Annotated in this window: 25 protein-coding genes, 1 pseudogene and 1 riboswitch; of the genes and pseudogenes, 12 read left to right on the forward strand and 14 right to left on the reverse strand. The window is 66.5% G+C overall.

The features are described from left to right. Window position 1 precedes the first annotated feature (1 nt). The 9 genes and pseudogenes from PSV23_RS15425 to PSV23_RS15465 all read left to right on the forward strand — a co-directional run bounded on the left by PSV23_RS15425 (window position 2) and on the right by PSV23_RS15465 (window position 7,746). Window positions 2-799 (forward strand): TlpA disulfide reductase family protein, encoded by a 798-nt coding sequence (locus tag PSV23_RS15425; protein ID WP_300470708.1) that lies wholly within the window; start codon window positions 2-4, stop codon window positions 797-799. A gap of 37 nt (window positions 800-836) precedes the next feature. Continuing rightward, a complete protein-coding gene (locus PSV23_RS15430; protein WP_300470710.1) occupies window positions 837-1,511 on the forward strand; it encodes a DsbA family protein in 675 nt (224 codons plus the stop codon). Between the two features lie 16 nt (window positions 1,512-1,527). Next, window positions 1,528-2,967: a bifunctional metallophosphatase/5'-nucleotidase gene (locus PSV23_RS15435; protein WP_300470712.1), complete on the forward strand. Its 1,440-nt coding sequence runs from the start codon at window positions 1,528-1,530 to the stop codon at window positions 2,965-2,967. Window positions 2,968-3,052: 85 nt separating this feature from the next. Then, complete coding sequence (locus PSV23_RS15440; RefSeq protein WP_300470714.1) at window positions 3,053-3,946, forward strand: MBL fold metallo-hydrolase; 894 nt, start codon at window positions 3,053-3,055, stop codon at window positions 3,944-3,946. A gap of 66 nt (window positions 3,947-4,012) precedes the next feature. Then, a complete protein-coding gene (locus PSV23_RS15445) occupies window positions 4,013-4,420 on the forward strand; it encodes a TIGR01244 family sulfur transferase (RefSeq protein ID WP_300470717.1) in 408 nt (135 codons plus the stop codon). A 49-nt stretch (window positions 4,421-4,469) separates the two neighbouring features. Then, window positions 4,470-5,257: pseudogene (locus tag PSV23_RS15450) on the forward strand (sulfite exporter TauE/SafE family protein). 88 nt (window positions 5,258-5,345) lie between these two features. Further along, window positions 5,346-6,422: a hypothetical protein gene (locus PSV23_RS15455; protein WP_300470720.1), complete on the forward strand. Its 1,077-nt coding sequence runs from the start codon at window positions 5,346-5,348 to the stop codon at window positions 6,420-6,422. A gap of 115 nt (window positions 6,423-6,537) precedes the next feature. Then, window positions 6,538-7,326, forward strand: a complete 789-nt coding sequence (locus tag PSV23_RS15460) for a substrate-binding domain-containing protein (protein ID WP_300470722.1) — start codon at window positions 6,538-6,540, stop codon at window positions 7,324-7,326. 33 nt (window positions 7,327-7,359) lie between these two features. After that, entirely contained in the window at window positions 7,360-7,746 is a 387-nt protein-coding gene (locus PSV23_RS15465) for a DUF302 domain-containing protein (protein WP_300470724.1), read from the forward strand. Between the two features lie 276 nt (window positions 7,747-8,022). Here PSV23_RS15465 and PSV23_RS15470 read toward each other — a convergent pair whose 3' ends face one another. After that, window positions 8,023-9,237: an MFS transporter gene (locus PSV23_RS15470; RefSeq protein WP_366524254.1), complete on the reverse strand. Its 1,215-nt coding sequence runs from the start codon at window positions 9,235-9,237 to the stop codon at window positions 8,023-8,025. Between the two features lie 90 nt (window positions 9,238-9,327). Here PSV23_RS15470 and PSV23_RS17410 point away from each other — a divergent pair, with 90 nt between their 5' ends. After that, a complete protein-coding gene (locus PSV23_RS17410) occupies window positions 9,328-9,705 on the forward strand; it encodes a PilZ domain-containing protein (protein WP_366524251.1) in 378 nt (125 codons plus the stop codon). Between the two features lie 109 nt (window positions 9,706-9,814). Here PSV23_RS17410 and PSV23_RS15475 read toward each other — a convergent pair whose 3' ends face one another. From PSV23_RS15475 to PSV23_RS15510, 9 genes are all read right to left on the reverse strand, one after another. Next, a complete protein-coding gene (locus PSV23_RS15475) occupies window positions 9,815-10,051 on the reverse strand; it encodes a hypothetical protein (RefSeq protein WP_300470728.1) in 237 nt (78 codons plus the stop codon). A gap of 58 nt (window positions 10,052-10,109) precedes the next feature. Beyond that, window positions 10,110-10,742 carry an isoprenylcysteine carboxylmethyltransferase family protein gene (locus PSV23_RS15480; RefSeq protein WP_300470730.1) on the reverse strand — a complete coding sequence of 211 codons (633 nt, stop codon included), beginning with the start codon at window positions 10,740-10,742 and terminating at the stop codon, window positions 10,110-10,112. Window positions 10,743-10,984: 242 nt separating this feature from the next. Next, window positions 10,985-11,767 (reverse strand): hypothetical protein, encoded by a 783-nt coding sequence (locus tag PSV23_RS15485; RefSeq protein ID WP_300470732.1) that lies wholly within the window; start codon window positions 11,765-11,767, stop codon window positions 10,985-10,987. Continuing rightward, window positions 11,764-13,128: an ATP-binding protein gene (locus PSV23_RS15490; RefSeq protein ID WP_300470734.1), complete on the reverse strand. Its 1,365-nt coding sequence runs from the start codon at window positions 13,126-13,128 to the stop codon at window positions 11,764-11,766. Before PSV23_RS15490 ends, PSV23_RS15485 begins: the two co-directional genes overlap by 4 nt. Window positions 13,129-13,132: 4 nt before the next feature. After that, on the reverse strand, window positions 13,133-13,810 hold the full coding sequence (locus tag PSV23_RS15495) for a winged helix-turn-helix domain-containing protein (protein WP_300470737.1): 678 nt from the start codon (window positions 13,808-13,810) through the stop codon (window positions 13,133-13,135). 52 nt (window positions 13,811-13,862) lie between these two features. After that, the gene (locus PSV23_RS15500) at window positions 13,863-14,222 is read right to left on the reverse strand and encodes a PepSY domain-containing protein (RefSeq protein WP_300470739.1); all 360 of its coding nucleotides are present in this window, start codon (window positions 14,220-14,222) and stop codon (window positions 13,863-13,865) included. A gap of 407 nt (window positions 14,223-14,629) precedes the next feature. Beyond that, a complete protein-coding gene (locus PSV23_RS17415) occupies window positions 14,630-14,869 on the reverse strand; it encodes a DUF1289 domain-containing protein (protein WP_366524252.1) in 240 nt (79 codons plus the stop codon). Then, on the reverse strand, window positions 14,866-16,962 hold the full coding sequence (locus tag PSV23_RS15505; RefSeq protein WP_300470741.1) for a cation-translocating P-type ATPase: 2,097 nt from the start codon (window positions 16,960-16,962) through the stop codon (window positions 14,866-14,868). Before PSV23_RS15505 ends, PSV23_RS17415 begins: the two co-directional genes overlap by 4 nt. Before the next feature lie 88 nt (window positions 16,963-17,050). Continuing rightward, entirely contained in the window at window positions 17,051-17,326 is a 276-nt protein-coding gene (locus tag PSV23_RS15510) for a metal/formaldehyde-sensitive transcriptional repressor (protein ID WP_292098939.1), read from the reverse strand. Window positions 17,327-17,379: 53 nt separating this feature from the next. Next, window positions 17,380-17,548: riboswitch (yybP-ykoY riboswitch) on the forward strand. Window position 17,549: 1 nt separating this feature from the next. On the opposite strand from PSV23_RS15510, the gene PSV23_RS15515 reads away from it, so the two are divergent. After that, window positions 17,550-18,122 carry a manganese efflux pump MntP family protein gene (locus PSV23_RS15515; RefSeq protein ID WP_300470743.1) on the forward strand — a complete coding sequence of 191 codons (573 nt, stop codon included), beginning with the start codon at window positions 17,550-17,552 and terminating at the stop codon, window positions 18,120-18,122. 144 nt (window positions 18,123-18,266) lie between these two features. Here PSV23_RS15515 and PSV23_RS15520 read toward each other — a convergent pair whose 3' ends face one another. Further along, window positions 18,267-18,542 (reverse strand): metal-sensing transcriptional repressor, encoded by a 276-nt coding sequence (locus PSV23_RS15520; RefSeq protein WP_300470746.1) that lies wholly within the window; start codon window positions 18,540-18,542, stop codon window positions 18,267-18,269. Between the two features lie 69 nt (window positions 18,543-18,611). On the opposite strand from PSV23_RS15520, the gene PSV23_RS15525 reads away from it, so the two are divergent. Beyond that, on the forward strand, window positions 18,612-19,937 hold the full coding sequence (locus PSV23_RS15525; protein ID WP_300470749.1) for an MFS transporter: 1,326 nt from the start codon (window positions 18,612-18,614) through the stop codon (window positions 19,935-19,937). A 9-nt stretch (window positions 19,938-19,946) separates the two neighbouring features. Here PSV23_RS15525 and PSV23_RS15530 read toward each other — a convergent pair whose 3' ends face one another. The 3 genes from PSV23_RS15530 to PSV23_RS15540 form a co-directional block, all read right to left on the reverse strand. Then, window positions 19,947-20,579: a transmembrane anchor protein gene (locus tag PSV23_RS15530; RefSeq protein WP_300470751.1), complete on the reverse strand. Its 633-nt coding sequence runs from the start codon at window positions 20,577-20,579 to the stop codon at window positions 19,947-19,949. A gap of 14 nt (window positions 20,580-20,593) precedes the next feature. Next, window positions 20,594-21,274: a HupE/UreJ family protein gene (locus PSV23_RS15535; RefSeq protein WP_300470753.1), complete on the reverse strand. Its 681-nt coding sequence runs from the start codon at window positions 21,272-21,274 to the stop codon at window positions 20,594-20,596. Window positions 21,275-21,368: 94 nt separating this feature from the next. Next, a complete protein-coding gene (locus tag PSV23_RS15540; protein ID WP_300470755.1) occupies window positions 21,369-24,557 on the reverse strand; it encodes a CusA/CzcA family heavy metal efflux RND transporter in 3,189 nt (1,062 codons plus the stop codon). Window positions 24,558-24,561: the final 4 nt, after the last annotated feature.

The following is a 24,561-nucleotide window of genomic DNA, read 5'->3' on the forward strand; positions in this document are numbered from 1 at the left end:
GATGGGCGCGATCGTCATCGGGCCTCTGGTTCTGTCGGCCGAACGGTTCGCCATCATTCTCGGCGTGGCGGCCTTCCTGATCGTGTCAGGGATTCTCGCGAGCCGGGTGAGCGGACGGTTCAACCCCTGGAGCACGGTGGTGGCGCTGGGCGGCGTGGCCGTAGCGCGCCTGGTTCATGTGATCGGTCACTGGTCCTATTTCGAAGGGGACCTGCTGCGAATTTTCGCCGTCTGGCAGGGCGGTTTCTCCTGGCCCTGGGCCCTGGTCGCGGTCGGCCTCGCCAGCCCTTTAATTCTCAAACAGCGCCGTCTGATGGCCTATGGGCTCGCTCCCGTGATCGCGGCGGTCTTCGTCTGGAACGTCGCCTACCAACTGACCGCCCAGACCGACGCCAAGCCGATGCCGGACCTTACCCTGGCTCAGATCGACGGCGCCCCGCTGAACCTCGCCGAGGGCGATGGCCGACCGACCGTGATCAATGTCTGGGCCACCTGGTGCCCGCCGTGTCGCCGGGAAATGCCGGTCCTGGCGGCCGCCGAGGCGGCCAATCCGGACGTCCGGTTCCTCTTCGTCAACCAGGGCGAAGGTCCGGAAACGATCAACCGCTTCCTCGACGGCCAGGGCCTGGAGCTGGACACTGTTCTGCTCGACGAGGCGATGGCCTTGCCAAGACACTACGGGACGCTCGGCATACCGGTGACGCTGTTCATCGACGCCGACGGCGCCCTTCGAAAATCGCATATGGGCGAGATTTCGCCTGAACAGATCGACGCCGAACTGCAGGCCATCGCCCGCTGACGGTTCCCCATCATTCGAGACATCACTGGAGAAGAGCATGCTCAATACACATCATATGGTCGCCACCGTCCTGGGCGCCCTGACGCTGGCCGCCTGCAACCCCGCAGGGGCCGAGAATTCCACGACGGAATCCGCCGGCACGGCCACGCAGGACGGCGCCCTCGTCACCAGCGTCGGCTTCGCCGACCTGCTGCGGACGCCGGCCGCGCCGTTCATCGGGGCGGAGAAGGCCGACGTCACCATCATCGGCTTCATGGACTACAACTGCCCCTACTGCCGCCAGATGAACCCGGAACTGGCGGCCCTGCTCGAAGCCGACCCCAAGGTCCGCATTCTTTACAAGGACTGGCCGATCTTCGGCGAGCCGTCCACGGCGGCGGCGCGGGCCGCGCTTGCGGCTGGCTATCAGGGCAAATACGAAGCCGTTCACAACGCCTTCATGCGCTCGGCCAATCGCATCGCCGGCGAGGACGACATTCGGACCCTGGCTGAATCCGCCGGCGTGGACATGACCCGGCTGGATCGTGACCTCCAGACCCACCGGGCCGAGATCGACGCCGTCCTGGACAGAAACAAACGCGAGGCCTCCGCGTTGGCCCTTCAGGGCACGCCGGCCTTTATCATCAACGGCAACCTGATCCCCGGGGGCATGCCCCTGGCGCAGCTGCAGGCGGTGATCGCCCGCATCCGCGCGGGCGAACCGCTGCGCTGAACGGAGCACGACCGCCATGGCCCATCTTACCCTGCTTCAGATCAACGACCTGCACGGCTATCTCGAGCCTCACCCCGAAATGGTGCGAACCGGAGGCGGCTGGCGGTTCGAGAGGCTGGGTGGGCTCGCGCGCATCGCCTCGATCTTCGCCGAGGCGCGGATCGAGGCGGGGGGCGCCGCCCTGACCCTGGACAATGGCGACACCTTCCACGGCTCCTATGTCGCCCTGGAATCGAAGGGCGAAGCCCTGGTTCCCCCGATGAACGCCTTGAAGATCGACGCCATGACGGCGCACTGGGAGTTCGCCTATGGACCGGCCGGCTTCGCCACGCTCGCCGCGCAGCTGGACTATCCGGTGCTGGCCGCCAATGTCTTTCGCAAGGCGGACGGCGCTCCGGCCTTTGACGGGCGTCGCGTGTTCGACCGCGGCGGACTCAAGGTCGGGGTCGTCGGTCTGGCCTGTCCGATCGTCGACAAGACCATGCCCCCCAGTTTCAGCGAGGGACTGCGCTTCGAGATCGGCGTCGCGGAATGCCGGGATCACGTCGAGGCGCTGCGCTCGGACGAGGGCGTCGATCTCGTCGTGGTCCTGTCGCACCTCGGCTTTCCCCAGGACGTCCAGCTCGCCAACGACGTGGCGGGCATCGACGTCATCCACAGCGGCCACACCCACAACCGCATGCATGAGCCGGTGATGGTGAACGGCGCGATCATCTTCCAGTCCGGCTGTCACGGCGCCTTCGTCGGGCGGCTCGACCTGGACGTCGAGGCGGGGCGGATCGTCAGCCATCGACACCAGCTGATCCCCGTTGATGACAGCTGGCCTGAGGATCCGGAGATCGCGGCCCTGGTCGAGAACGCCATGGCGCCGCACCGGGACAGGCTCTCCGAAGTGGTCGGCCGCACGACCCAGCCGCTGCACCGCTACGCCATGCCCAGCGCGCCGATGGACGACGTCCTTCTCGACGCGATCGCGGCGGCGGCCGAGGTCGAGATCGCCTTTTCGAACGGGTGGCGTTACGGCGCGCCCGTCGCGCCAGGCCCGGTAACCCTGAACGATCTCTACAACATCATTCCGATGAACCCGCCGGTCTCCCGGGTCGATCTGACCGGAGCGGAGATTCACGAGCTTCTGGAAGACAATCTGGAGCGCACCTTCGCCGCCGACCCCTATGCCCAGATGGGCGGTTACATAAAGCGCTGCCGCGGCCTGACGGTGTTCGTGAAACTCGAGAACCCGAAAGGCGAGCGCGTCGATCGCCTGTTTGTCGGCGATGAGCCGGTCGATCCGGAGCGCGTCTACCCTTGCGCCTTCGTCACCACCCAGGGCGTGCCCAAGCGATATGGGACCGGGCGGCGCGATCTGCCGATCGATGCGATCACGGCCCTGCGACGCTGGCTGTCAAGGAACGTCGTCGGCGACGGTCCGCGGCCCCCCAGCGTCATTGTCGTCTGACTCTGGGCGCCGTTCATCCCGCATCCTTTCCGTGATCATGGAAGTTGTTGCGCCTGACGGCATCCGTCACCCCGGAGGATCATCGATGCGATACATCAGCCATGGCGGCGCACAGGTGGCGGCGCTGCATGACGAAAAGACCGGCAGCTGGCAGTATGTGGTCAGCGATCCGGACACGGGCGTGGCGGCGATCATCGACCCGGTGTGGGATTTCGACGAAAGGGCCGCCGCCACCTCCACCCGCAATGCCGACGCGTTGGTGGACCATGTCCGCGAGGCCGGTCTGAAGGTGGAGTGGATATTGGACACCCATCCGCACGCCGACCATTTCTCGGCCGCCCCTTACCTGCGCGAGAGACTCGGGGCCCCGACCGCCATCGGCGAGAAGGTCTGCGGCGTCCAGTCGCTGTGGAAGGACATCTACCGGCCGCCCGACAGCTTCGCGACCGACGGCCGCCAGTGGGACGGGCTGTTCGCCGCCGGCGACACCTTCCCGATCGGCGGACTGGAGGGCCGGGTGATGCTGTCCCCCGGCCACACCCTGGCGTCGATCAGCTATGTCGTCGGCGGCTGCGCCTTCGTGCACGACACCCTGATGATGCCCTATGCGGGCACCTCCCGAGCCGACTTTCCGGGCGGTGACGCCCACGTTCTGTACGGCAGCATCCAGGACATCCTGGCCTTGCCGGAAGAAACCGGCGTCTTCGTCGGCCACGACTACGGGCCGGACGGTCGGGAACCTGCCTGCTTCAGCACCGTGGCCGAGCAGCGCCGCGACAACATCCACGTCGGCGGCGGGCGCTCCGAGTCCGAATTCGTCACCCTCAGGGAGGCGAGGGACGCGACCCTGCCGCTGCCCAACCTGATGCTCTACGCCCTTCAGGTGAACATCCGCGGCGGCGTCCTGCCCGAGGCGGAGGCCGACGGTCGTGTGTTCTTCCGTATTCCCGCCAACTATTTTCCGGTCAGCCTGGGTTGAACGACGGACGCCGCAAGGCGCCCCCGCCCTCGCCCCCGCCGCCATCCGGCCCAGGAGAGAACCGTCATGGACATTCGCCCGCTCGATCAAACCCTCTCGATCTCGCCGCAGCTGAGTCCGGCGGAACTGCCGTCCCTCGCCGCCCGGGGCTATCGTTCCGTCATCTCCAACCGCCCCGACGGCGAGGCGCCCAGGCAGCCCGCGGCCGCCGAGATCGCCGCCGCGGCCGAGGCCGCCGGTCTCGAGTTTCGCCACATTCCGGTGGTCGGCGCCGCCATCGGAGCGGCCGACGTGGCGGCCTTCAAAGCGGCCCTCGAGAATCTGCCCGGCCCGATCCTGGGCTCCTGCCGCTCGGGCGCGCGCACGACGATTCTTTGGGCGCTGGCCCGCAGGGGGGAGCGGCCGGCCGACGAGCTGATCGCGGCCGCCCGGAGCGCGGGCCTCGATCTGGGCGGCCTCCGGCCGCGCCTCTAGGGGCGGGGCTGATGCCGGAGCCGGCGGCGCGGACGCCCCGGTCGTGACCGTGCTCAGCCTGGTTCAATACGTCCTCGACGCTGGTGCAGGCGCGGTCGTGGGCTTCTCGCTCGGCCTGGTCGGCGGCGGAGGATCCATTCTGGCCGTGCCGCTGATCGTCTATCTGGTGGGCGTGAAGGATCCGCATCTGGCGATCGGGACCAGCGCGTTCGCGGTCGCCGCCAACGCCGCCGCCAACCTGGTCACCCATGCGCGCGGCGGCACGGTGAAATGGAAGATCGCCGGGCTGTTCGCCGTGTCCGGCGTAATCGGGGCGCTGGTCGGCTCCACTCTCGGCAAGACCATCGACGGCCAACAGCTGCTGGCCCTGTTCGCGGTGCTGATGCTCGTCGTAGGCGCTTTGATGATGCGCGGCCGATCGGCTTCGGGTGATGCGACGGTCCTGCTGACGCGGAAGAACGCACCCAAGCTGATCGGCACAGGGACGGCAACCGGCATCCTGTCCGGGTTCTTCGGGATCGGAGGCGGCTTCCTGATCGTGCCGAGCCTGATGTAATCGACCCGCATGCCGATCTGTTACGCCGTGGGCTCTTCGCTCGTCGGCGTGACGGCCTTGGCCTGACCACGGCGTTCAACTACGCCCTGTCCGGCTGGGTCGACTGGCCGCTGGCCTTCGTCTTCGTCGGCGGCGGCGTGGTGGGCGGGTTGTTCGGCTCGCGACTGGCCAAGCACCTTTCCGACAAGAAGGGCGCGCTGAACTCGGTGTTCGCGGCGCTGATCTTCGTCGTGGCTATCTGCATGCTCTACCGAAGCGTCCGGTCTCTGGGATTTATCTGAGGTGATTTGTCAAATGACCTACCCCCTTAAGACTGGCGTAAGCCGCAGACGCTCTAGGTCGCGTCCAATCGTCAAAGGGAACTTCCAGATGACTGAGTTCGACAGGGTGGACGGCGCGAGAGATTTCATGACCCGGCTGAACCGGCGACGCCTTCTGGCGGTCAGCATCGGGGCGAGCGCGGCGGCCTACTCCGGGATGGCGGTGGCGGGTCTCAGGCCCGATCAAGGGCTGGGCATAGCGACAGCTCCTAACCCTCATGTGTTTCCGCTGATCCTGGCCATGAGCCTCGATCCCTCGCTTCCAGTGAGACTGCTGCCGATCGCGGAGTCGCGGGACGCCGACGCCCTGTTCGCTTCGGGCGAGGCGGATGCGATGCTGGCCATGACCTATGTTGCGGCCCAGAAGCGTCTGTCCGGCGCCGTTCCCGACCTTCGGCTTCACACCCTGACCACCTGGCGGGGATTTTTCCAGGTCGCGGCCGCCGGGGTGCGAGGTTTTCAGGATCTGAAAGGGCGGACCACCATCGTCAGCGGCCCGGTCGGATCCGGCCGAGGCGGCGGCGGAGACCTGATCTTCCAGGCGGCCGCCCGTCGCCAGGGGGTCGATCCCGTCAACGATCTCCAGGTGGAGTATCTTCCGATCAAAGCGGGCATGCAGCGCATGATGTCGGGTCAGGCCGCCGCCATCACCGTGCCCAGTCCGGGAAGCACGGGCCTGGTCGCCCGATCAAGAACGACGCCGGCAGCCGGGCCGGCCGCGCCGTTCACCGCCCTGGACCTGCAGGCGATCTTCTCAGGGTTCGCCGCCTTCCCCGCAAATCAATTGCCGCTCGGCGGCCTGCATGTGTCGGACAAGGTCCTGTTGGCCGGGGAGAAGCGCCGGCAGCTCGAGGTCGTCGTCGAGGCCTACCGCGACGCGGCGGAGCGGCTAACGGCCGATCCGGCGCTTTACGCGCCGCTGGTCGCGGCCAACTACGGACGGCATTTCGACCCTGTCGGCGCCGGCGACTTCTCCGCCCCGCTGCTCGCTCGCTCCCTCCACGCGGGCGATCTGGTCTACCGCGCGGCGCGCCCGGATCCCGCGCTCGGGCGAGATCTGCGAGCCTGGGTGGGCGAGGTTCTGGATCGACCGGTCGGCGCGGACTTTCTCGTCGAAGGCGGATGAGCAGACCCTCCGAATCCGGCCGCGACGCGCTCGACGGATCAAGGCGACCCCGCCGGTCGTTAAGGCCCTGCGAGACGCATCTCGTCGGCCTGGCGCAATCAAGAAGGACCGCCCCATGACGTCGCATACCCTCATCGTCGGCGGGGCGCTCGCATCGCTCTTGTGGGCCACGGCCTCCCTGGCCGACCCGCTGCATGTCTACGGACCGGGCGGGCCTGCCCCGGCGATGCGCGAGGCCGCCGAAACCTACACGAGGATGCACGGACGCGAGGTGACCGTCGTCGCCGGCCCGACGCCGCAATGGTTGGCGGACGCGAAACTGAATGCGGACGTGGTTTTCAGCGGGTCGGAGACCATGATGACCGACTTCGTGACCGCCATGGAGGGGCGTATCGAGGCCGCCGACGTCGAGCCCGTCTATCTGCGCCGGGCGGCGATCCTGGTGCGGCCGGGCAATCCCGACGGAATCGAGGGGATGGTCGACCTGTTCGAACCGGGCCACCGCATCGTGGTGGTCAACGGCGCGGGCCAGGATGGACTGTGGGAAGACATGGCCGGACGCGGGGGCGACATCCGCAGCGTGCGCGCTCTGAGAAAGAACATCGCCGTATTCGCCGCCAACAGCGCCGAAGCCAGGGCGGCCTGGGTCGCGGACCCCACCCTGGACGCCTGGATCATCTGGAACATCTGGCAGGTGGCCAATCCGGACGTGGCGGATCTGGTCGAGGTCGAGGAGCCCTACCGGATCTATCGCGACGCGGGCGCGGTCGTGACCGCGCTGGGGCGCGAGGATCCGGACAGCCGGAAATTCGTGGAGTTCCTTCAATCCCCGGCCGGGGCGGAGATCTTCCGGCGGTGGGGCTGGATGACCGAGGTGGCGCAAGACGGGTCGACCGCCGACTGATCGCCGCGCGATATCTGCAATGGAGACGAAGCCATGCCCTACTATTTTTCCAGGACGTTCGAGGACGGGTTCGACGCGATGGTCGGCCGGACCCGCGAGGCGCTAAAGCAGGAAGGCTTCGGCGTCATCACCGAGATCGACGTGCAGGCGACGTTGAAGACCAAGATCGACGTGGACTTCCGACCCTATCTCATCCTGGGCGCCTGCAATCCTGCTATGGCCCATGAGGCGCTGCAGATCGAGGACAAGGTCGGCACCATGCTGCCTTGCAATGTAGTGGTGCAGGAACGGTCGGACGGCCGTATCGAGGTCGCCGCGATCGATCCTGTCGCCTCCATGCAGTCGATCGGAAATCCGGCGCTGTCGGACAAGGCGGCGGAGGTCGCGGCGAAGCTTAAGGGGGCGCTGGAGCGGATATGATCTGTTCCCCGGCCTACAGACAGGCCCCAGGCTGGCGGTTCCCGGGAGGATCCGAGGTCTTACAGACCATGCCTTGCCTTTCCCTTCAGATCGCGACCATCGCTGAGCGTCGGCGGGCCGGTGCCTTGGCGGCACAGGTGTCCGGCGAACCGCAGAACTTCAACCTCGAGTGCGCCTAAGGTCTTCCAGGAATTCGACGAGGTGGGGCTGATGAAGCCCTCAGTCTACTGATGATTCCAGTGCGGTCGAGGGCGGCGACTAATGGCCAAGAATCCGCTAGAGGGCCTCCCTCTCTCCGCCCGGACGACGCGATACCATAGACACAAGCCCTGCCGTCGCCAGCAGGGCGAAAACCGCCCCGGCGATGAACGTCGCCTCCGGCCCCATCCGGGACCACAGCAAGCCGGCGACGACGCTGGCCGCCAGCAAGGTCACGCCGCTGGCGAGATTGAACAGACCAAAGGCCGTCCCGCGCATGTGCGACGGGGCCGTATCCACGACCAGAGCCGCCAACAGTCCTTGGGTCAGGCCCATGTGCAGGCCCCACAGGGCGACCCCGATCAGAACGCCTGGAACAGTCGCCACAAAGGCGAGGACCACGTCGGCGGCGATCAGAATCGCGAGGCCCAGGATGAGCAGCCAGCGTCGATCCATCCGGTCCGACAGGCTCCCGGCGGGCGCGGCCACCACCGAATAGACCACATTCATCACCACCATCACCACGGGCACAAGAGCGATGGCGAGGCCGACATCCTGCGCCCTCAACACCAGGAAGGCTTCGCTGAACCGCGCCATGGTAAACACCACGCCCAAGGCGACGACAGACCAGAACGCACCGCCCATCGCGAGCACATCGTTCCATCGGATCGGCGGTCGCGGATGACGCACGCCGTCGACAGGTCGGGGCTCCTGGACCGCGAAGATGAGCACCGCGACCGCAAGCGCGGCTGGAACCACGGCCCAGGCGAATACCGCACGGATGTCGCCCGCGAGAACGAACATGAGGCCCATTGCCACGAGGGGGCCGGCGAAAGCGCCGATGGTGTCGAGGGACTGGCGCAGACCGAACGCCGCCCCGCGGATCCCGGGCGGCGCGATGTCGGCGACGAGGGCGTCGCGGGGCGCGCCGCGAATGCCCTTGCCGACGCGGTCCGCGAATCGCGCGCCGAACACCTCGAACGGGGTCACCGCGAGCGGAAAGATCGGCTTGGTCAAGGCGCCCAGGCCATAGCCCGCCACCGCCAGCCATTTGCGGTGGCCAAGGCGGTCGCTGAGCCAGCCGGAGAAAACCTTGGTGATCGACGCGGTGGCTTCGGCGATGCCTTCGAGCAGTCCAACGAGCGCGACGCTCGCACCCAGGCCGGTCACCAGAAAGACGGGCAGGAGGCTGTGAATCATCTCCGATGAGACGTCCATCAACAGGGAGACGAACCCGATCGCCCAAATGCTTCGGGGGACCGCTCCAAGGCCAGACCTGAGGGGTGCGCTCATGCCGACGGTCTTAGCCCGGATCGACGCATCCAGACGAGTAGCCGATCGGCGCTCATGGTTTTGAAAGCTCGCCTGGGCAAGTTGAGGCCAATGAGGACAGGATCGAAATCCGCTCAAGCCGACGCCGACCGTCGTTCCATTCAACGCGAGCGCTGCGTTTTGCGCTGCCGGATTACTTGCGGTCCGTGGAACGAGGTCGTGGAGGCGATCCTTCGCGACGTCCACGAGGACGGCGCGCGGCTTCGCCTGAGTTCCCGCGTCGTCTTGACGGGCCGACTGCGCCTGGAGATCCAGCCAGGCGGCGCAGTGCAGATGGCGGATGTCGCCTGGCGACATGGCGATGAAATCGGAGTCCGATTGGTCGAGACGCTTGATGAGACGGTCGAGCGGCAGATCGAGGCCCTGCAGCGCGCCGGCGCACGGATGCGTCAATCAAGGTCTCCGGCGCCGAACGACGGCAGCTACTAGCCGCGAACATCGGCACCGGGGCGAGCAGCGCAGATTTCAGGACCGGCCGATGAGATGACCGCGGGTCCAGGCCCGGTCGATGCGGTCGGCCGCAAGCCTTGGACGGTCATCAGTGCAGCACTTCGCCGCCGACCGGATCGACTTGGCGAAGTTGGCCGGCCGCGTCCTGGACAAAAACCTCGACCCGAGCGCCCTTGTCGATAAGCGTCGTCGCCCGGACCAACGCGGACTCGATCGCGTCGACGCTGAAGTCGAATTGTCCGGAATTCTGTCCATCGCGCAGAACGCGCCAATCGCCATCGCCGCGGATCACCGTGAACTGTATGACTTCGGAATGTATGGCCAAGGGATCACTCCTTCCCTCACCGCCTGCGATGCAAGCGGTCGGATCAACCTATCCGGCGTCAAGGCAAGCTAAACAGGACCCTGAGCCAACCGATTTTCTGGAAATGCTCAAGGCCCTCGAACAGGGGGAAGGCTAGCAGCATGACGAGACCGTCTCTGAGCGTCGTGAGGAAAAACCGTGGCTGGACCTCGATGGTCTCCTGGTCGCGCCACTTCGAAAAATCAGGCCAGAAGCGGGGCGTACGGGCGACATAGGCCGCGTAGGTCGGCCCGAAGGCGTCGGCGAGCCACGCCTCCTCGCGTCTCACCGTGGCGGCGAACACCAGGACGGCGATCAGCACGAAGAGCCCGGCGATGGTCGCGCTCCCGGTCTGGGCCCCCATGCCGAAGGCGCCGAGGAAGCTGAAGACATACAGCGGATTGCGGCTGATCGAATAGGGGCCGCGATCGACGATCTCGGCCTTCTTGCGGCCGCCAATGTAGAGCGAGCACCAAGTCCGGCCGACAATGCAAACGACCATGGACGCCATGCCGAGCGTTTCGAGGCCCCCGTGCCATTCCGTCTCGCCGCCGATGGACTGGGTGATCGCCGCCAAAGCCACGACGAGCAGGATCGCGACCAGCAGCACCGCCTTGCGGACCAACTGGACGCGGCGGAGATCAAGGCCTTGAACGGAGTCTGGGGTGGTCATCTGGAACCCGTCTTGAGTAGCGACCGTACCACGCGCGCGGCGGCGACGGTCAGGAGGATAGCGTGTCCGTTCACCGCAGTCTCAGCGTCTGATCCGTTTGATGATCATGGTGAGGCTGCGATGGAGGTCGGCTGGAAAAACCGACGAAGATCCACCCCGGAAAGGTCCACAGGCCGAGGGTGACGCCGAAGAAGGCGAGCAGGGTCCGGGCGGTCGATCTCCAGCCCTCGGGCGCTGCGCGGTCAAGCGACGTCTCGCCGCTTTTTGGCCCGGATGCTCCACGTCGTCACCAGGACCATGGCGATTAGGATCGCGAGCAACACCGCCGTTGATCCAATGGTGCCGAAGCCGAGGCCGCCCTTGTCCGGCGTCTTGGTGAGCAGGTCGCCCATCGTCGCCCCGAACGGTCGGGTCAGCACGAAGGCGATCCAGAACAGCACCGTGCGCGAGATACGGGTGAAGAAGTAGGCGAGCACGGTCAGGCCGATCCCGGCCGCGATGAGGAGATTGCTGAGCCCGTAGCCGAGGCCGGAGCTATCCGCGAGGAAGTCTCCCAAGGCGGTGCCCAGGGTGTTGGAGACGAGGATCGCGATCCAGTAGAAGGTTTCGATCTTCGGATCGCGGATGTGATCGACGGCGATCGATCCCGTCGTCAGGCGCCACGTCGCCAGCACGGCGACCAGCGTCGTGGCGATAAGGGTCGCGCCGGTCGCGTAGCCCAGGCCGAGACTTCGATCCATGAAGTCCGAGAGGGTCGTGCCCGCCGTGCTCGTGGCGAGGATGACGGCCCAGTACAGGAACGGGTGGAATCGTCTGGCCCTCAGCTGGAGCATGAGGGCGACGATGAAGAAGCCGATCAACACCAATGAGCTCGCGGCGTAGCCGATGTTTAGAGTCATCGACAGCAGGTCGCCGCCGGTTTCGCCAACGGTGGTGGCGCATATTTTCATGACCCAGAAGGCGAAGGTGACCGTGGCGACCTTGCTCGCGGTATCTGCGATCGGAAGAGAACCGGCATGGGTCATGCGACAAGGCTTTCTGTGGTCGCGCGCGCGAACCTGATCGAAGCGACCAGGCCGGGCTCGCCGGATTGAAGGGAAAGTCGGGCATCGTGCAGGGCGGCGATCGCGGCCACGAGGGCGAGGCCCAGGCCGGAGCCCGGAGATCCACGGCTGTGATCGAGGCGATAGAAGCGCCGGGTGACCTTCGACAAATCGGCCGACGGGATTCCCGGGCCGTTGTCCCGAACCGCGAGGATGACCCTGTCGTCCTTGATGCGGGCGTCAAATCCAATGTGAGCCGGCGCGGGCGAATGGACAATCGCGTTTTCGACCAGGTTGGACACCATCTGGACCAGGAGGTCCTCATCTCCGGTGATAACGGCCCCGGTTTCCGCTCTGAACTCCAGCACGTGACCGGCTTGCTCGGCGACCGGCTGATAGGCCTCGAACACCCGTTGCATCATCTGGCCGGCGTCGATCGGGCCGAAGCCCGACCGTCCGGCGCCCGCCTCGATCTGGGCGATCCGCAGAAGAGCCGCGAAGATATCGAGCGTTTGGTCGAGCTCTGTGAGGGAGAGATCGACCGTCGCCTGGAAGGCCTCGACCGTGGTGAGGTTCGCCCTCGCATGTTCCAGGCGATGCCGCAGCCGGTTCAGCGGGGTGCGCAGATCGTGGGCGATATCCGACGAGACATGACGTATCGCCTCCATCGAGGCCTCCAGTCGGTCCAGCATGCGATTGAGGTTCTGGCGCAGCGTCTCGAACTCGGTTCCGAGCCCGATCGGCGGCATTCGGTCGCTCAGATGGCCCTGCATGATCCGCGCCGTCGCCGCGTTCACGCGGTCGAGCCGGCGGGCCAGGACGGCGCCCGACGCCAATCCTCCGATCGCCGCGAGCACGGTCATGCCGATCACGCCCCAGATCGTGAGGAGCCCCATCCACTCGCGCAGTTCGTGAATGGCGTAGGTGCTCTTGCCAACCACAAGGGAACCCCGTGGGAGTTGAGTGACCAGCACCTCGATCGTGGCCAGTTCGTCGGACGTTTCCCGACCGTCCGGCGGCGCCGGCGCCTTGACCTCGCTGAAGCCTGTGACGGTGGGTCTTGCTGGAAGTCCGCCCGCGAGGACGCGTCCCTCGGCGTCCAGAACGAGGTATTTCAGCGAGTCGGCAACCTGGATTCGGGACGCGACCCGGCGCGCCAGGATCGCAGGGTTCTCAGCCCCGCCGTCCGACAACAGGATCCGGGTTTCCGTTCGCAAGTCATCGCGGATCGAAGCGTTCGCATAGCTGGCGACGGACCAATAGAAGGCTGCGAACATCAGGGCGCCGCCGAGCGCGAAGATCACGGCGAACACGGCCGCCAGCCGCAGGGCGGACGAGGCCAAGAATCTAGGCGCGATCATCGATCGTATACCCCGCGCCACGGACCGTATGGATGAGATCCTGACGGAAGGGCCGATCGACCTTCGCCCGGAGCCGGCTCATATGCGCGTCGACCAGATTGGTCTTCGGATCGAAATGAAATCCCCAGACCTTGTCCAGCAGCATGGCCCGGGTGACGACTTGACCGCTATGCCGGACAAGAAACTCCAGAAGCTTGAATTCCTGGGGCGTGAGGTCCAGCCGGATCGATCCGCGTCGCGCCGTCCGGCCGCCGAGATCAAGCTGCAGATCTCCCACGTCGAGCACGGGTCTCAGATCGATGGACCGCGAGCGCCTGCCCAGGGCCTGAACCCGCGCCAACAACTCGCTGAAGACGTAGGGCTTGACCAGATAGTCGTCGCCGCCGGATTCGAAGCCTTCGACACGGTCGCTGACGCCGCCGACCGCGGTCAGGAATATGACGGGCGTCGCCTTGCCCGCGCCGCGAACTGCCCGGACCACGGACAGGCCGTCGCCGCCCGGCACCATCCGGTCGATGATCAAGACGTCATGGGCCCCCTCGAGCGCCAGATGCAGGCCGTCGTCCGCCGTCGCGGCCACATCCACCGTATGACCGGCTTCGGTGAGACCGCGCCTCACAAACTCGGCGGTCTCGGCGTCGTCTTCCAGAAGAAGCAGTTTCATGAGCGCGCCCTGGCGACGGGTGCGCCGCCCTGGTGAGGGGCGGCGTCCCGGGTCAATCGTTGTCTTCGGGGCCTTCACCGGCCTCGTCGGCTTCCTCGGCGGCTGCGGTCACGGCGCCGGTGGCCATGTCCACGACATAGGTCGCGACGTGGTCGCCGGCCGCGATCTCCACTTCCCAGTTGCGGCCGCTTTCGTCGTCGAACGAGGCCTCCATCGCCTTGCCCGACCCTTGGCGCTCAGCGATCGCGACGGCCTGGGCCAGCGAGACACGGGCTCCGTTGACAGCGGCGATCTCGCCGCGTTCGTCCTGCTCCGGCGCGCCGCTGTTGGCGGCGACGGCGGCGCCGCCGATGGCCGCGGCCGAAACGAGCGCCGCCGCGGACAAACCGATAACGAGTTTCTTGCGGGTCATTTGAAATCTCCAACCGCCCGGCAGCGGGCGTAGTCGGACCTTAGGCTCGACAACATTCGCCAACGCTCACGACGGGATTACAAGTGGGGGACGAGGAAACAGAGCGATGCAAATCCTCTATCAGGCAGGCGGAGCATCGGCCGGGGACTTCCCGAGTAACCGGCTTCACCAGACGTCGTTGCCGTGAAGGTCTGAATGAGGTCATAGGCCCTGACCGGCCCAAGGCGTCAGCACAAGGCCCCGCACCCGAAGTCCTGCCCCTGTCAGACGGCGACTGGCGGTCGCTTCCAGGCGCCCCGGATTAGCCAGCCCCCCGCCAGGATCATCGGGAGGGACAGCCCGCATTCGATATTCGCAAGGACCGTTGATCCGCCGCCACCGGCGGCTTTGACCGGGGCCAAGGTGGGTCATCTCTTCTGGTTCTGGAACAGATCGGCAGGCGCCGCGGATGGTCGATCGGCCCGGGATCTTCCTTGATCCTTCAACCGTCGCAGACGTCGCGTGAGATCCTTAAGGATCAGCTGTCGGGCCCGTGGCTGCATTTTGCGCCAGGATCGAATCTCCGGAACCGAACGGCCACAGCCCACGCACCAGCCGGTTCGGCCATCGAAGCTACAGACGTCGATGCAGGGCGAATCAGAGCTCATGGCGTGGCCGCCGTAGGCCGGACGCCGATCGGGACCGGAGCGGGGCTTGCCTCATCCGCTCTGGCCACGGCAGGCAGGAGCCGGGCCGAGTTGAGGATGAAGGCGAGCTCCGAGGCGACGTGGATGAAGGCCGCGAACAGCGGGTTGAGAAAGCCCGCCGCCGCCAGGCCGATTCCCAGGGCGTCGATGGCCAGGGTGCCGGCGAAATTCTGCCAGATGATCCGACGCGTCCGTCGCGCGATCCGCAAGGTGTCGACGAGGCGCACGAGATCATTTCCCAGAAGGACGACATCGGCGCTTTCCTGGGCGACGTCCGTTCCCGAGCCCATGGCGATGCCGACGCTCGCGGCGGCCAACGCGGGGGCGTCATTCACGCCGTCGCCCACCATGGCGACGATCCGCTTCTGCCCCACGAGCGTCTGGATGCGGGCGAGTTTGTCTTGCGGGAGCAGACCCGCTTCGATGTCCCGGATGCCGAGGCTGGCTCCCACGGCCTGGGCGACGGGAAGGGCGTCGCCGGTCAACAGAAGGGTGCGGATGCCGAGGCCGTGCAGCGCTTCTATGGCGCGCTTGGCCTCCGGCCGCACGGTGTCGGCGACCGCGATCGCGCCCAGCAGGCGGCCATTCCGGGCGACGTATACCTCTGAAGCCGCCTGGACGCCGACGCTGAGCGTGCCGGGGATCGACACCGCATTGTCCTGCATCCAGGTCTGATTCCCGACAAGGATCACGGAGTCCCCCACCCTGGCGACGATCCCTCGGCCCGGCGTATAGGCGAAGTGTTCCGGTTCGGTCACCGCTCTTCCCCGGCCCAGGGCGTAGGCGATGATCGCCTTTCCCAGGGGATGTTCGGATCGCAATTCGGCCGAAGCCGCCGCGCCGAGAAGGTCATCCGGCGTTGCGCCGGCCACGGTCACGACCGCCTGGACCTCGGGCCGGCCGAAGGTCAGCGTTCCCGTCTTGTCGAGCACGACGGTATCGACCTTGCCGAGCGTCTCCAGATGGACGCCGCCCTTGATGATCGCGCCGAGCCGGGCGGAGCGACCGATGCCGCCGAGGATGGCCAGGGGCGTGCCGGCGGCGATGCCGCAGGCCCCGGCGACGATGATCACTGAAATCGTGGAATAGATGTTCTGAGTGATCAGATAGGTCAGGACAGCCGAGCCGAGGGCGAAATAGACGAGGTAGCCGGCCATGCGGTCCGCGAGCCGTTGAACCGGCGCCCGGGACCGCTCCGCGCGCTCCACCGCTTCGATGATCTTGCCGTAGCTTGTGTCCCTGCCGATACGCTGGGCTTCAACTTCGAGCGCGCCGGACTGATTGATGGACCCCGCGAAGACAGCGGTCCCTTCCGTCTTCTCCACCGGCATGGATTCACCGGTGATGCGGGACTCATCCACGAACGAATGGCCTGACAAGACCGCGCCATCGACCGGAATACGTCCGCCCGGCGCGACGAGGATCGCGTCGCCGATGTTGAGTTCCTCGGCCGAAATGGTTCGGATGGCGCCTGTCCGGCGAACCGAGACCTCGCGGGGCAGAAACTCCAGCAGATCGCGGATGGCCTTGCGGCCGCGGCCGACCGTCAAACCCTCCAGCACCTCGGCCACCAGCACGAAGAGGGTGATGATCAGCGCCGTGAAGAGCTCGCCGATCGCCGCCGCGGCCACGATGGCGATCGTCATCGACAGTTCCATGGTCATGCGACGCTGAAGGACGTTCTCGAAGGCTTCCTTCAGGATCGGCCAACCGCCCACCAACAGACCGACGACTCCGATCAGACTGATCGTTTCCAGCGGCTCCCAAACCCGGAACCATACGAGCGCCGCTGTCACCGCCACGAAACCGATGCGGATCGCTTCCCGCCATTCGAATGGATGCTCGTGATCGTGACCATCGTCGTCGTGGTCATGGTCATGATGATCGCGGTCATGACCCGCGTCGACAGGGGCTTGCCCCGAACGGTCCTCACAATTCGGGGGGGCCGGGACGATAGTGCGGGCCTCCGCCTGGTCGGCGAGGGTAGGGAGGCTGCGTCCGGATTGCTCGCCCATCGGAGAGTCCATTTTCTGGCTGAATTCGGGTGAGGTCATGCCGACCCCCAAGGTTTGGCCGGTTGCGCGATCTGGATTTTCCGGTCGCGAGGTCGATCCTCGGCGGTCGTCGTCGCCATGGGCCCGGCTACTTTGAATAGCGACGAATGATGGCGATCAGTTCGTCGGCCCCGCTCCGGCGCTCGGCCTCGTTCAGGTCGGGGCGGGCCACGTGGTGCCGCAGGTGATCCTCGATCAGTTCCTCCAGCAGCCCGCCCATGGCTCCCCGAGCTGCGGCGACCTGCTGCAGAATTTGCGAACAGCCGGCTTCGGACTCGATCGCGCGCTCGATCGCGGCGATCTGGCCCGCGATGCGCCGGACCCGGGCGACGAGCTTCTTTTTGTTCGCGGAGGTGTGCGCCATGAATACTCCCCTATAGTATCTTGCGGCGGCACGCGAGACTCTCTAGAAGGCCGCTTCCTGTTGGGGAGTAGCTTCCGGCGTTTGATCGTCGGGGTCGGGTCAACACACTCGCGTTTCGACGCGTGGTCCGACCAGCGGAACCGCCGCCTAGCGAGACCAGCGCGTCCCACCGCCGCACCGGCCGGGGAGGGAGGCGCTGTTCTTTGCCCGGTGGATGCCCTTCATGACACCCGTCGCCATCGCAGTCCTGTCCCTCAGCATGTCCACGGACGCCTTCGCGGCCGCCGTCGGACGTGGGGCCACGCATCGGCCGACCCTGCCCGGCGCGATCAAGGCGGGCCTGGTGTTCGGCGTCATCGAGGCCATCACGCCGGTGATCGGCTGGGCGCTCGGCATGGTCGCCGCCGGCCTGGTCGAACGGATCGACCACTGGATCGCTTTCGGCCTCCTGGCCGCCGTGGGCGGCAAGATGATCTGGGAGGCGACCCGCGCCCGCGTTGAGGAGGAGAGCGACGCTCCACGCCGGTCGGGGGCGTGGGGACTGATCGCCACGGCGGTCGGGACCAGCATCGATGCGGCCGCCGTCGGCGTCGGTCTGGCTTTCATCGGCGCCAACATCTGGGTCATCGCCGCTTCGATCGGTTTCACCACCTTCCTTCTGACCACGATTGGCATGCTGATCGGCCGGGCGGTCGGCGAGCGTTTCGGCAAGTTCGCCGAACTCCTCGGAGGCCTGGCGCTGGTCGTCCTCGGGTTAACGATCCTGCTCGAACACCTGGGTGTTCTCGGGGGCTGAACAGGAAGACAGGGCGTGGGTTGAGCATCGGTCGCGGCCATCCTGGGATTGTCCACTGGCCTGGGCGCGCCGGCTCTCGCCTGCCGAGCGGGGCGCGCCGGTCGGAGACTGCGGACGGGCCGACGGCGCGCCACCTGGCCGCTGTCAGAGATATTTGGTGATCGCCTTGAACGCGACAACCGCCTGTCGGGCTTCCGCCGGATCGCCGTCCGAAGCGTGCGCGAGGCAATGGTCGATATGATCGTGGATCAGGGTCTTCTTGGCTGCTGCGACCGCCTTTTCGATCGCATGAAGTTGCTGGGCCAGGTCGAGGCAGCTGCGTCCCGCCTCGATCATGCCGATGGTCTTGCGCAGATGCCCCTCGGCGCGTTTCAGCCGATTGACGATCTCGGGGTGGGATTCATGAGCGACGTGAGCCATGATAGCTATGCTATCCCCCTGGAGGGGATATGGCTAGCGGCTTCATCCGCGCGTTTCAGACGGTTCCAGATGTTCTCCCCACTTCGTCACGCCGGCTATCGCCACCTCTTCACTGCCCAGGTCTCGGCCTTGCTGGGGACCGGGATGGCGACCGTGGCGCTCGGGTTGCTGGCTTACGACCTCGCGGGCGCGAACGCGGGCGAAGTGCTCGGCGCGGCCCTGGCGATCAAGATGATCGCCTACATCGCGGTGGCGCCGTTCGCGAGCGCGCTCTCGGCCCGGCTGCCCAGGAAGGTGCTTCTGGTTTCGCTGGACGTGGTGCGCGCCGGCGTGGCCGCCGCCCTGCCGTTCGTCGGCGAGGCCTGGCAGGTCTATGCCTTGATGACCGTGCTGTATGTGGCCTCCGCCGCCTTCACCCCGGCCTTTCAGGCGATGATCCCCGACCTGTTGCCGGACGAAGGCGAGTACACCAAGGCCCTGTCTCTCTCGCGGCTCGCCGCCGACCTGGAGAGTGTCGCCAGTCCCGTGCTCGCGGCCCTTCTGCTGGCGATGATGAGTTACAGCAATCTGTTCGCGGGCACCGCCGTGGGGTTCGTGGTGTCTGCTCTGTTCGTGGTCACCGCTGTCCTGCCCAAACTCGGCAAGGCGGTCCAGAGGCCCTTCCTGCAACGCCTCACCGGCGGCCTTCGTCTGTTCGCCCTGACGCCGCGTTTGCGGGGCCTGCTGGCCGTCAGCCTGGCGACGGCGGCTGGCGGAGCCATGGTGTTCGTCAACACCGTCGTTCTCGTTCAGTCGCGCTTTGGTCTGTCGGGCCAGGCGACGGCCTGGGCCCTGGCGGCGTTCGGCGGCGGCTCCATGACCGCGGCGGTGTTTCTGCCGCGACTGCTCGGTCGGCTGACTGACCGCTCGGCGATGGTGCTTGGCGCGGCGACGATGACGGGCGTGTTGCTGGCCGGGACCTGGTTGGCCGTCAGCTACGTCGCGTTGTTGGCGCTGTGGGTGATCATGGGTTTCGGATATTCGCTGACGATCACCCCGGCGGGGCGAGCTCTGCGCCGGTCATCCAACGCGGACGATCGGCCCGCGCTATTCGCGGCCCAGTTCGCCCTGTCCCACGCCTGCTGGCTGATCGCCTATCCCGTGGCGGGTCTGGTCAGCGCCGCGGTCGATCCGGGCGCGGCCTTTCTGGTGCTGGCGGGGCTGTGCGCGACCGGAACGGTCCTGGGCCTGCTGATCTGGCCTGCCCATGACCCCGAGAACCTTCCCCACAGCCATACGAATCTACCGGCCGACGACCCGCACAGGCGGGAGGGCGGCGCAGGGGATGAAGCGGACCACGCCCACCCCTTCGTCATCGACGAACGCCATGATCGTTGGCCGACGACGAAGGAGTGACGCTTTCGCTCAGGCGACCCGTTTGATCTCGCTGTACGCGCCCTCGGTGACCAGGGTGATCGTCACGGGTTGGCCCGTGCGATTGCGCCAGAACCAGCCGTGGCTGCCGGTGAAGGCGGCGGTCAGTTCATCCTCGACCCGCTCGGCCGAGCCCTTGTTGTAGCCGTGATAGTCGGTTCCGGGCCGGTCGGCGTGGGTGTCGTAGTTGATCCGCCCGCCGCTGCTGGTCCAGCTGAAGCGGGCCGTGGCCCCGGCTTGCATCACAAGCTTGATCTCGGCGCCCTGGTCGGGGGCCAGGGTCAGGACAGTCCGGTCGGAGCGCAGACCCGCCGGGGCCGCCAAGGCAGCGCCCGCCGGCATCGGCGCCGCCGCCGTCACGACGGGAAGTGAACCGCCCGTGGCGGCGGCCGTCGCTTCCGCGACGTCTTCGGCCTGGGCCTCGGCGGCGAGCGAGACCTTGATCCGGCCCATTTCGGTCAAGCCGAACAGTGAACCGACCCGGGTCGGATCGACGCCGTATTCAGCGGGCAGGACGACCGTGACGAGCAACCCTGTGGCGACCGCCACGGCGATGCCGGTGGACTTCAGCAGCTTGGCGGTCGAGGGCAGGTCCGCGTCGGTGGGTTTGTTGGCGTTGTACATGATGAGATCTCCGGTCAGACGACGAAGAAGCCGGCGAGCTGATAGCCCGTCAGGATGAAGCCGAGAGTCATGAGGACGACGTTGGCGGCATAGGCGTGCCGCCAGAAACTGCCCGTCTTGCGCCAGAATCCCATGACGATGAGGATGGCGCCGAGGGCCAGCAGTTGGCCGGCCTCGACGCCGATGTTGAAGGCGATCAGATTGCCGATCAGGCCGTCCGGCGACAGGTTGAAGTCCTGCAGCTTGGTCGCCAGGCCGAAGCCGTGGAACAGGCCGAAGATGATTGTCGCGGCCTTGGTTGACGGCTGGAAGCCGAACCACCGCTGGAAGGCTCCGAGGTTGTCGAGCGCCTTGTAGACGACCGACAGACCGATGATGGCGTCCACCAGATAGCTGGATACGCTGACGTCGGTCAGCACACCCAGCAGCAGGGTCGTGGAGTGGCCGATCGCGAACAGGGTCACATAGATGCTGATGTCCTTCATCCGGTAGAGGAAGAAGATCACCCCCAGCAGGAACAGCAGGTGGTCGTAACCCGTGACCATGTGCTTGGCCCCCACATACAGAAACGGCCAGAACAGGAAGCCCGAGGTCTCCTGAATATAGCCCTTGTCGCCATCGGCGACGCCGTGGGCGAGGGCCTGGCCGAGGCCGCCGTCGATCAGGAAGAACAGAAGGATGGCGACCAGCGCCATCGCGGGTGATTTGAGCCAGGACCAAGGGCCGCGGCGGTACGCAACTGTCATGAGAGCCTTCCGGAGCTTGGGGAGGGAATGGAACGGGGCGACATCAGGTCGGCCTGCGCTTGACGCGGAACGGCAGGTGGTCGAGCCAGGCGGGACGCGGACGATTCCCGGGCCGGTCGCGGCCGTGGACCAGGCTGTAGAGCGCCGGCAGCACGAGCAGGGTCAGCAGGGTCGATGAGATGATCCCGCCGATGACCACAGTGGCCAGAGGGCGCTGAACCTCGGCCCCGGTCCCGACATTGAGCGCCATCGGCACGAAGCCCAGGCTGGCGACCAGGGCGGTCATCAACACCGGCCGCAGACGGGTGAGCGCGCCTTCGCGGATGGCTTCGGGGATCGGCTTGCCCTCCTCGATCAGGCCCCGGATGAAGCTGACCATGACGACGCCGTTGAGCACGGCGACGCCGGACAGGGCGATGAAGCCGACGCCCGCCGAGATCGACAGCGGGAGATCGCGCATCATCAGGGCGGCCACCCCGCCGGTGAGCGCCAGGGGCACGCCGGAGAAGACGATCGCCGAGTCCTTCCAGGAGCGAAACAGGGCGAACAGCAGGCCGAAGATCAGCAGCAGCACAGCCGGCACCACGACCTGAAGCCGTTTCGCCGCCGAGATCAGCTGTTCGAACGTCCCGCCATAGGTGACCCAGTAGCCGGCGGGGATCGTCACCTCGGTATCGACCCGCTCCTGCACTTCCCCGATGAAGGAGCCCAGGTCGCGGTCACGGACGTTGGAGGTGACCACGATCCGCCGCTTGCCGTTCTCGCGACTGATCTGGTTGGGACCGACCGTGAGCTCGATCGTCGCCACTTCGGCCAGGGGCACGAACTGGCGTGCCTGCCCCTCGCTTGCCGGCAAGGGTATCTGCAGGCGGCCGATGGCGTCGGTGTTGGCCCGCAGACTCTCGGGCAGTCGAACGACGACGTCGAAACGCCGGTCGCCCTCGAAGATCTGCCCGGCCATCGTGCCGCCCATGGAGGTGGAGATGACCGACTGGACGTCGTTGACGCTCAGCCCCAGCCGCGCCATGGCGGTGCGGTTCGGGGTGATCTGGAGCACAGGCAGGCCGGTGATCTGTTCGGTCTGGGGATCGGCGGCGCCCTCGACGGTCGAGACGATGCCTTCGATCTCGGCCCCAAGCCTGAGCAGTTCATCGAGGTCGTCACCGAATATCTTGATGGCGACGTCGGCCCGCACCCCCGAGAGCAGTTCGTTGAACCGCATCTGGATAGGCTGGGTGAACTCGTATTTGCTGCCGGGAATCTCGTTCACGGCGGCTTCCATCTCCTCGACCAGTTGGCCGCGCGGCTTTCCCGGATCGGGCCAGTCGGAGCGGTCCTTCAGCATGATGAAGGTGTCGGCGACCGAGGGCGGCACCGGATCGGTGGCGACTTCGGCGGTGCCGATCTTGGCCACGACCCGCTCGACCTCCGGGAATCGGGCGATCCGGGCCTCCAAGGCGGTCTGCATCTGGATGGCCTGGCTCAGGCTGGTGCCGGGGATGCGCAACGCGTGCATGGCGATGTCGCCCTCGTCGAGATTGGGCACGAACTCCGAACCCATCCGTGAGACGCCGAAGCCCGCCAGCAACACAAGCGCCACGGCGATGCCGATCATCAGACCCCGGGTCTTCAACGCGAAATCGAGCGCCGGCTGATAGCCCACCCGCGCCCAGCGCATCACGAAGCTGTCCTTTTCCTCGACCTTGCCGGTGACGAACATGGCCACGGCCGCAGGCACGAAGGTCAGCGACAGGAGCAGGGCCGCCGTCAGGGCGATGACGACGGTGATCGCCATCGGGTGGAACATCTTCCCCTCCACCCCGGTCAGGCCGAAGATCGGCACATAGACCAGGGCGATGATCATCACCCCGAACAGCGACGGCCGGATGACCTCGCTGGAGGCCGAGGCCGCCAGGTCGAAGCGTTCTTCCCGGGTCAGAATGCGGCCGAGCCGGTGCTGGGCCTCGCCGAACCGACGCAGACAGTTCTCCACGATGATGACGGCGCCGTCGACGATCAGACCGAAGTCGAGCGCGCCGAGGCTCATCAGATTGCCTGAGGTGCCGGTCCGCACCATGCCGGTGATGGTCATCAGCATGGTGATCGGAATGACCGCCGCCGTGATCAACGCCGCCCGAATGTTGCCCAGCAGCAGGAACAGCACGACGACGACCAACAGGGCGCCTTCGAGAAGGCTTTTTTCGACCGTGTGGATGGCGCGTTCGACGAGGTCCGTCCGGTCATAGACCGGTGATGCCGTCACCCCCTCAGGCAGAGCGCGTGCCGCCTCCTCAAGGCTGACGGCGGCGGCCCGGGCCACCACGCGGCTGTTTTCGCCGGCCAACATCAGGACCGTGGCGAGCACGGTTTCCTGGCCGTCCTCGGTCGCCGCCCCGGTGCGCAGTTCTTCGCCCATGCCCACGTCCGCGACATCAGCCACCCGGATCGGAACCCCGCCCCGCGTGGCGATGACGACATTGCCCAGATCCTCCATCGTCGAGGCCTGGCCCGGAACGCGGATCAGGTACTGCTCTCCGTAGCGTTCGACATAGCCGGCGCCGACGTTCGCATTGTTGTTGTCCAGCGCATCGACCACCTCGGCCATGGTCACGCCATAGGCTGACAGTCGCTCCGGCTCGGGCGTCACATGATACTGGCGCTCGTAGCCGCCAATGGTGTTGACCTCGGTGACACCCCTGGTGTTGCGCAACTGCGGTCGGATCACCCAGTCCTGCAGGGTCCGCAGGTCCTCGGTCGTATAGGGCTGGCCATCCGGGCGCCGCGCGTTCGGCGCGGCGTCGATCGTGTACATAAAGATCTCGCCCAGGCCCGTGGCGATTGGGCCGAGTTCGGGCGTCACGCCTGGGGGAAGCTGGCCGAGTGCGTTCTGAAGCCGCTCGTTGACCAGTTGGCGCGCGAAATAGATGTCGGTGCCGTCGTCGAAGATGACGGTGACCTGGCTCAGGCCATAGCGGGAGACCGACCGGGTGTATTGCAGGCCCGGTACGCCCGCGACCGCCGTCTCGACGGGGAAGGTGATGCGTTGTTCGGCCTCCAGCGGCGAGTAGCCGGGAGCCTCGGTGTTGATCTGGATCTGGACGTTGGTGATGTCCGGCGTGGCGTCGATCGGCAGGCGCTGGAAACTCCAGACGCCGACCGCGCAGGCCAGAAGGACGAGCGCCATGACCCCCCAGCGGAAGCGGATCGACAGCGCGATGATGCGTTCAAGCATGGTC

Source organism: Brevundimonas sp., from assembly GCF_029946145.1.
GTDB lineage: Bacteria > Pseudomonadota > Alphaproteobacteria > Caulobacterales > Caulobacteraceae > Brevundimonas.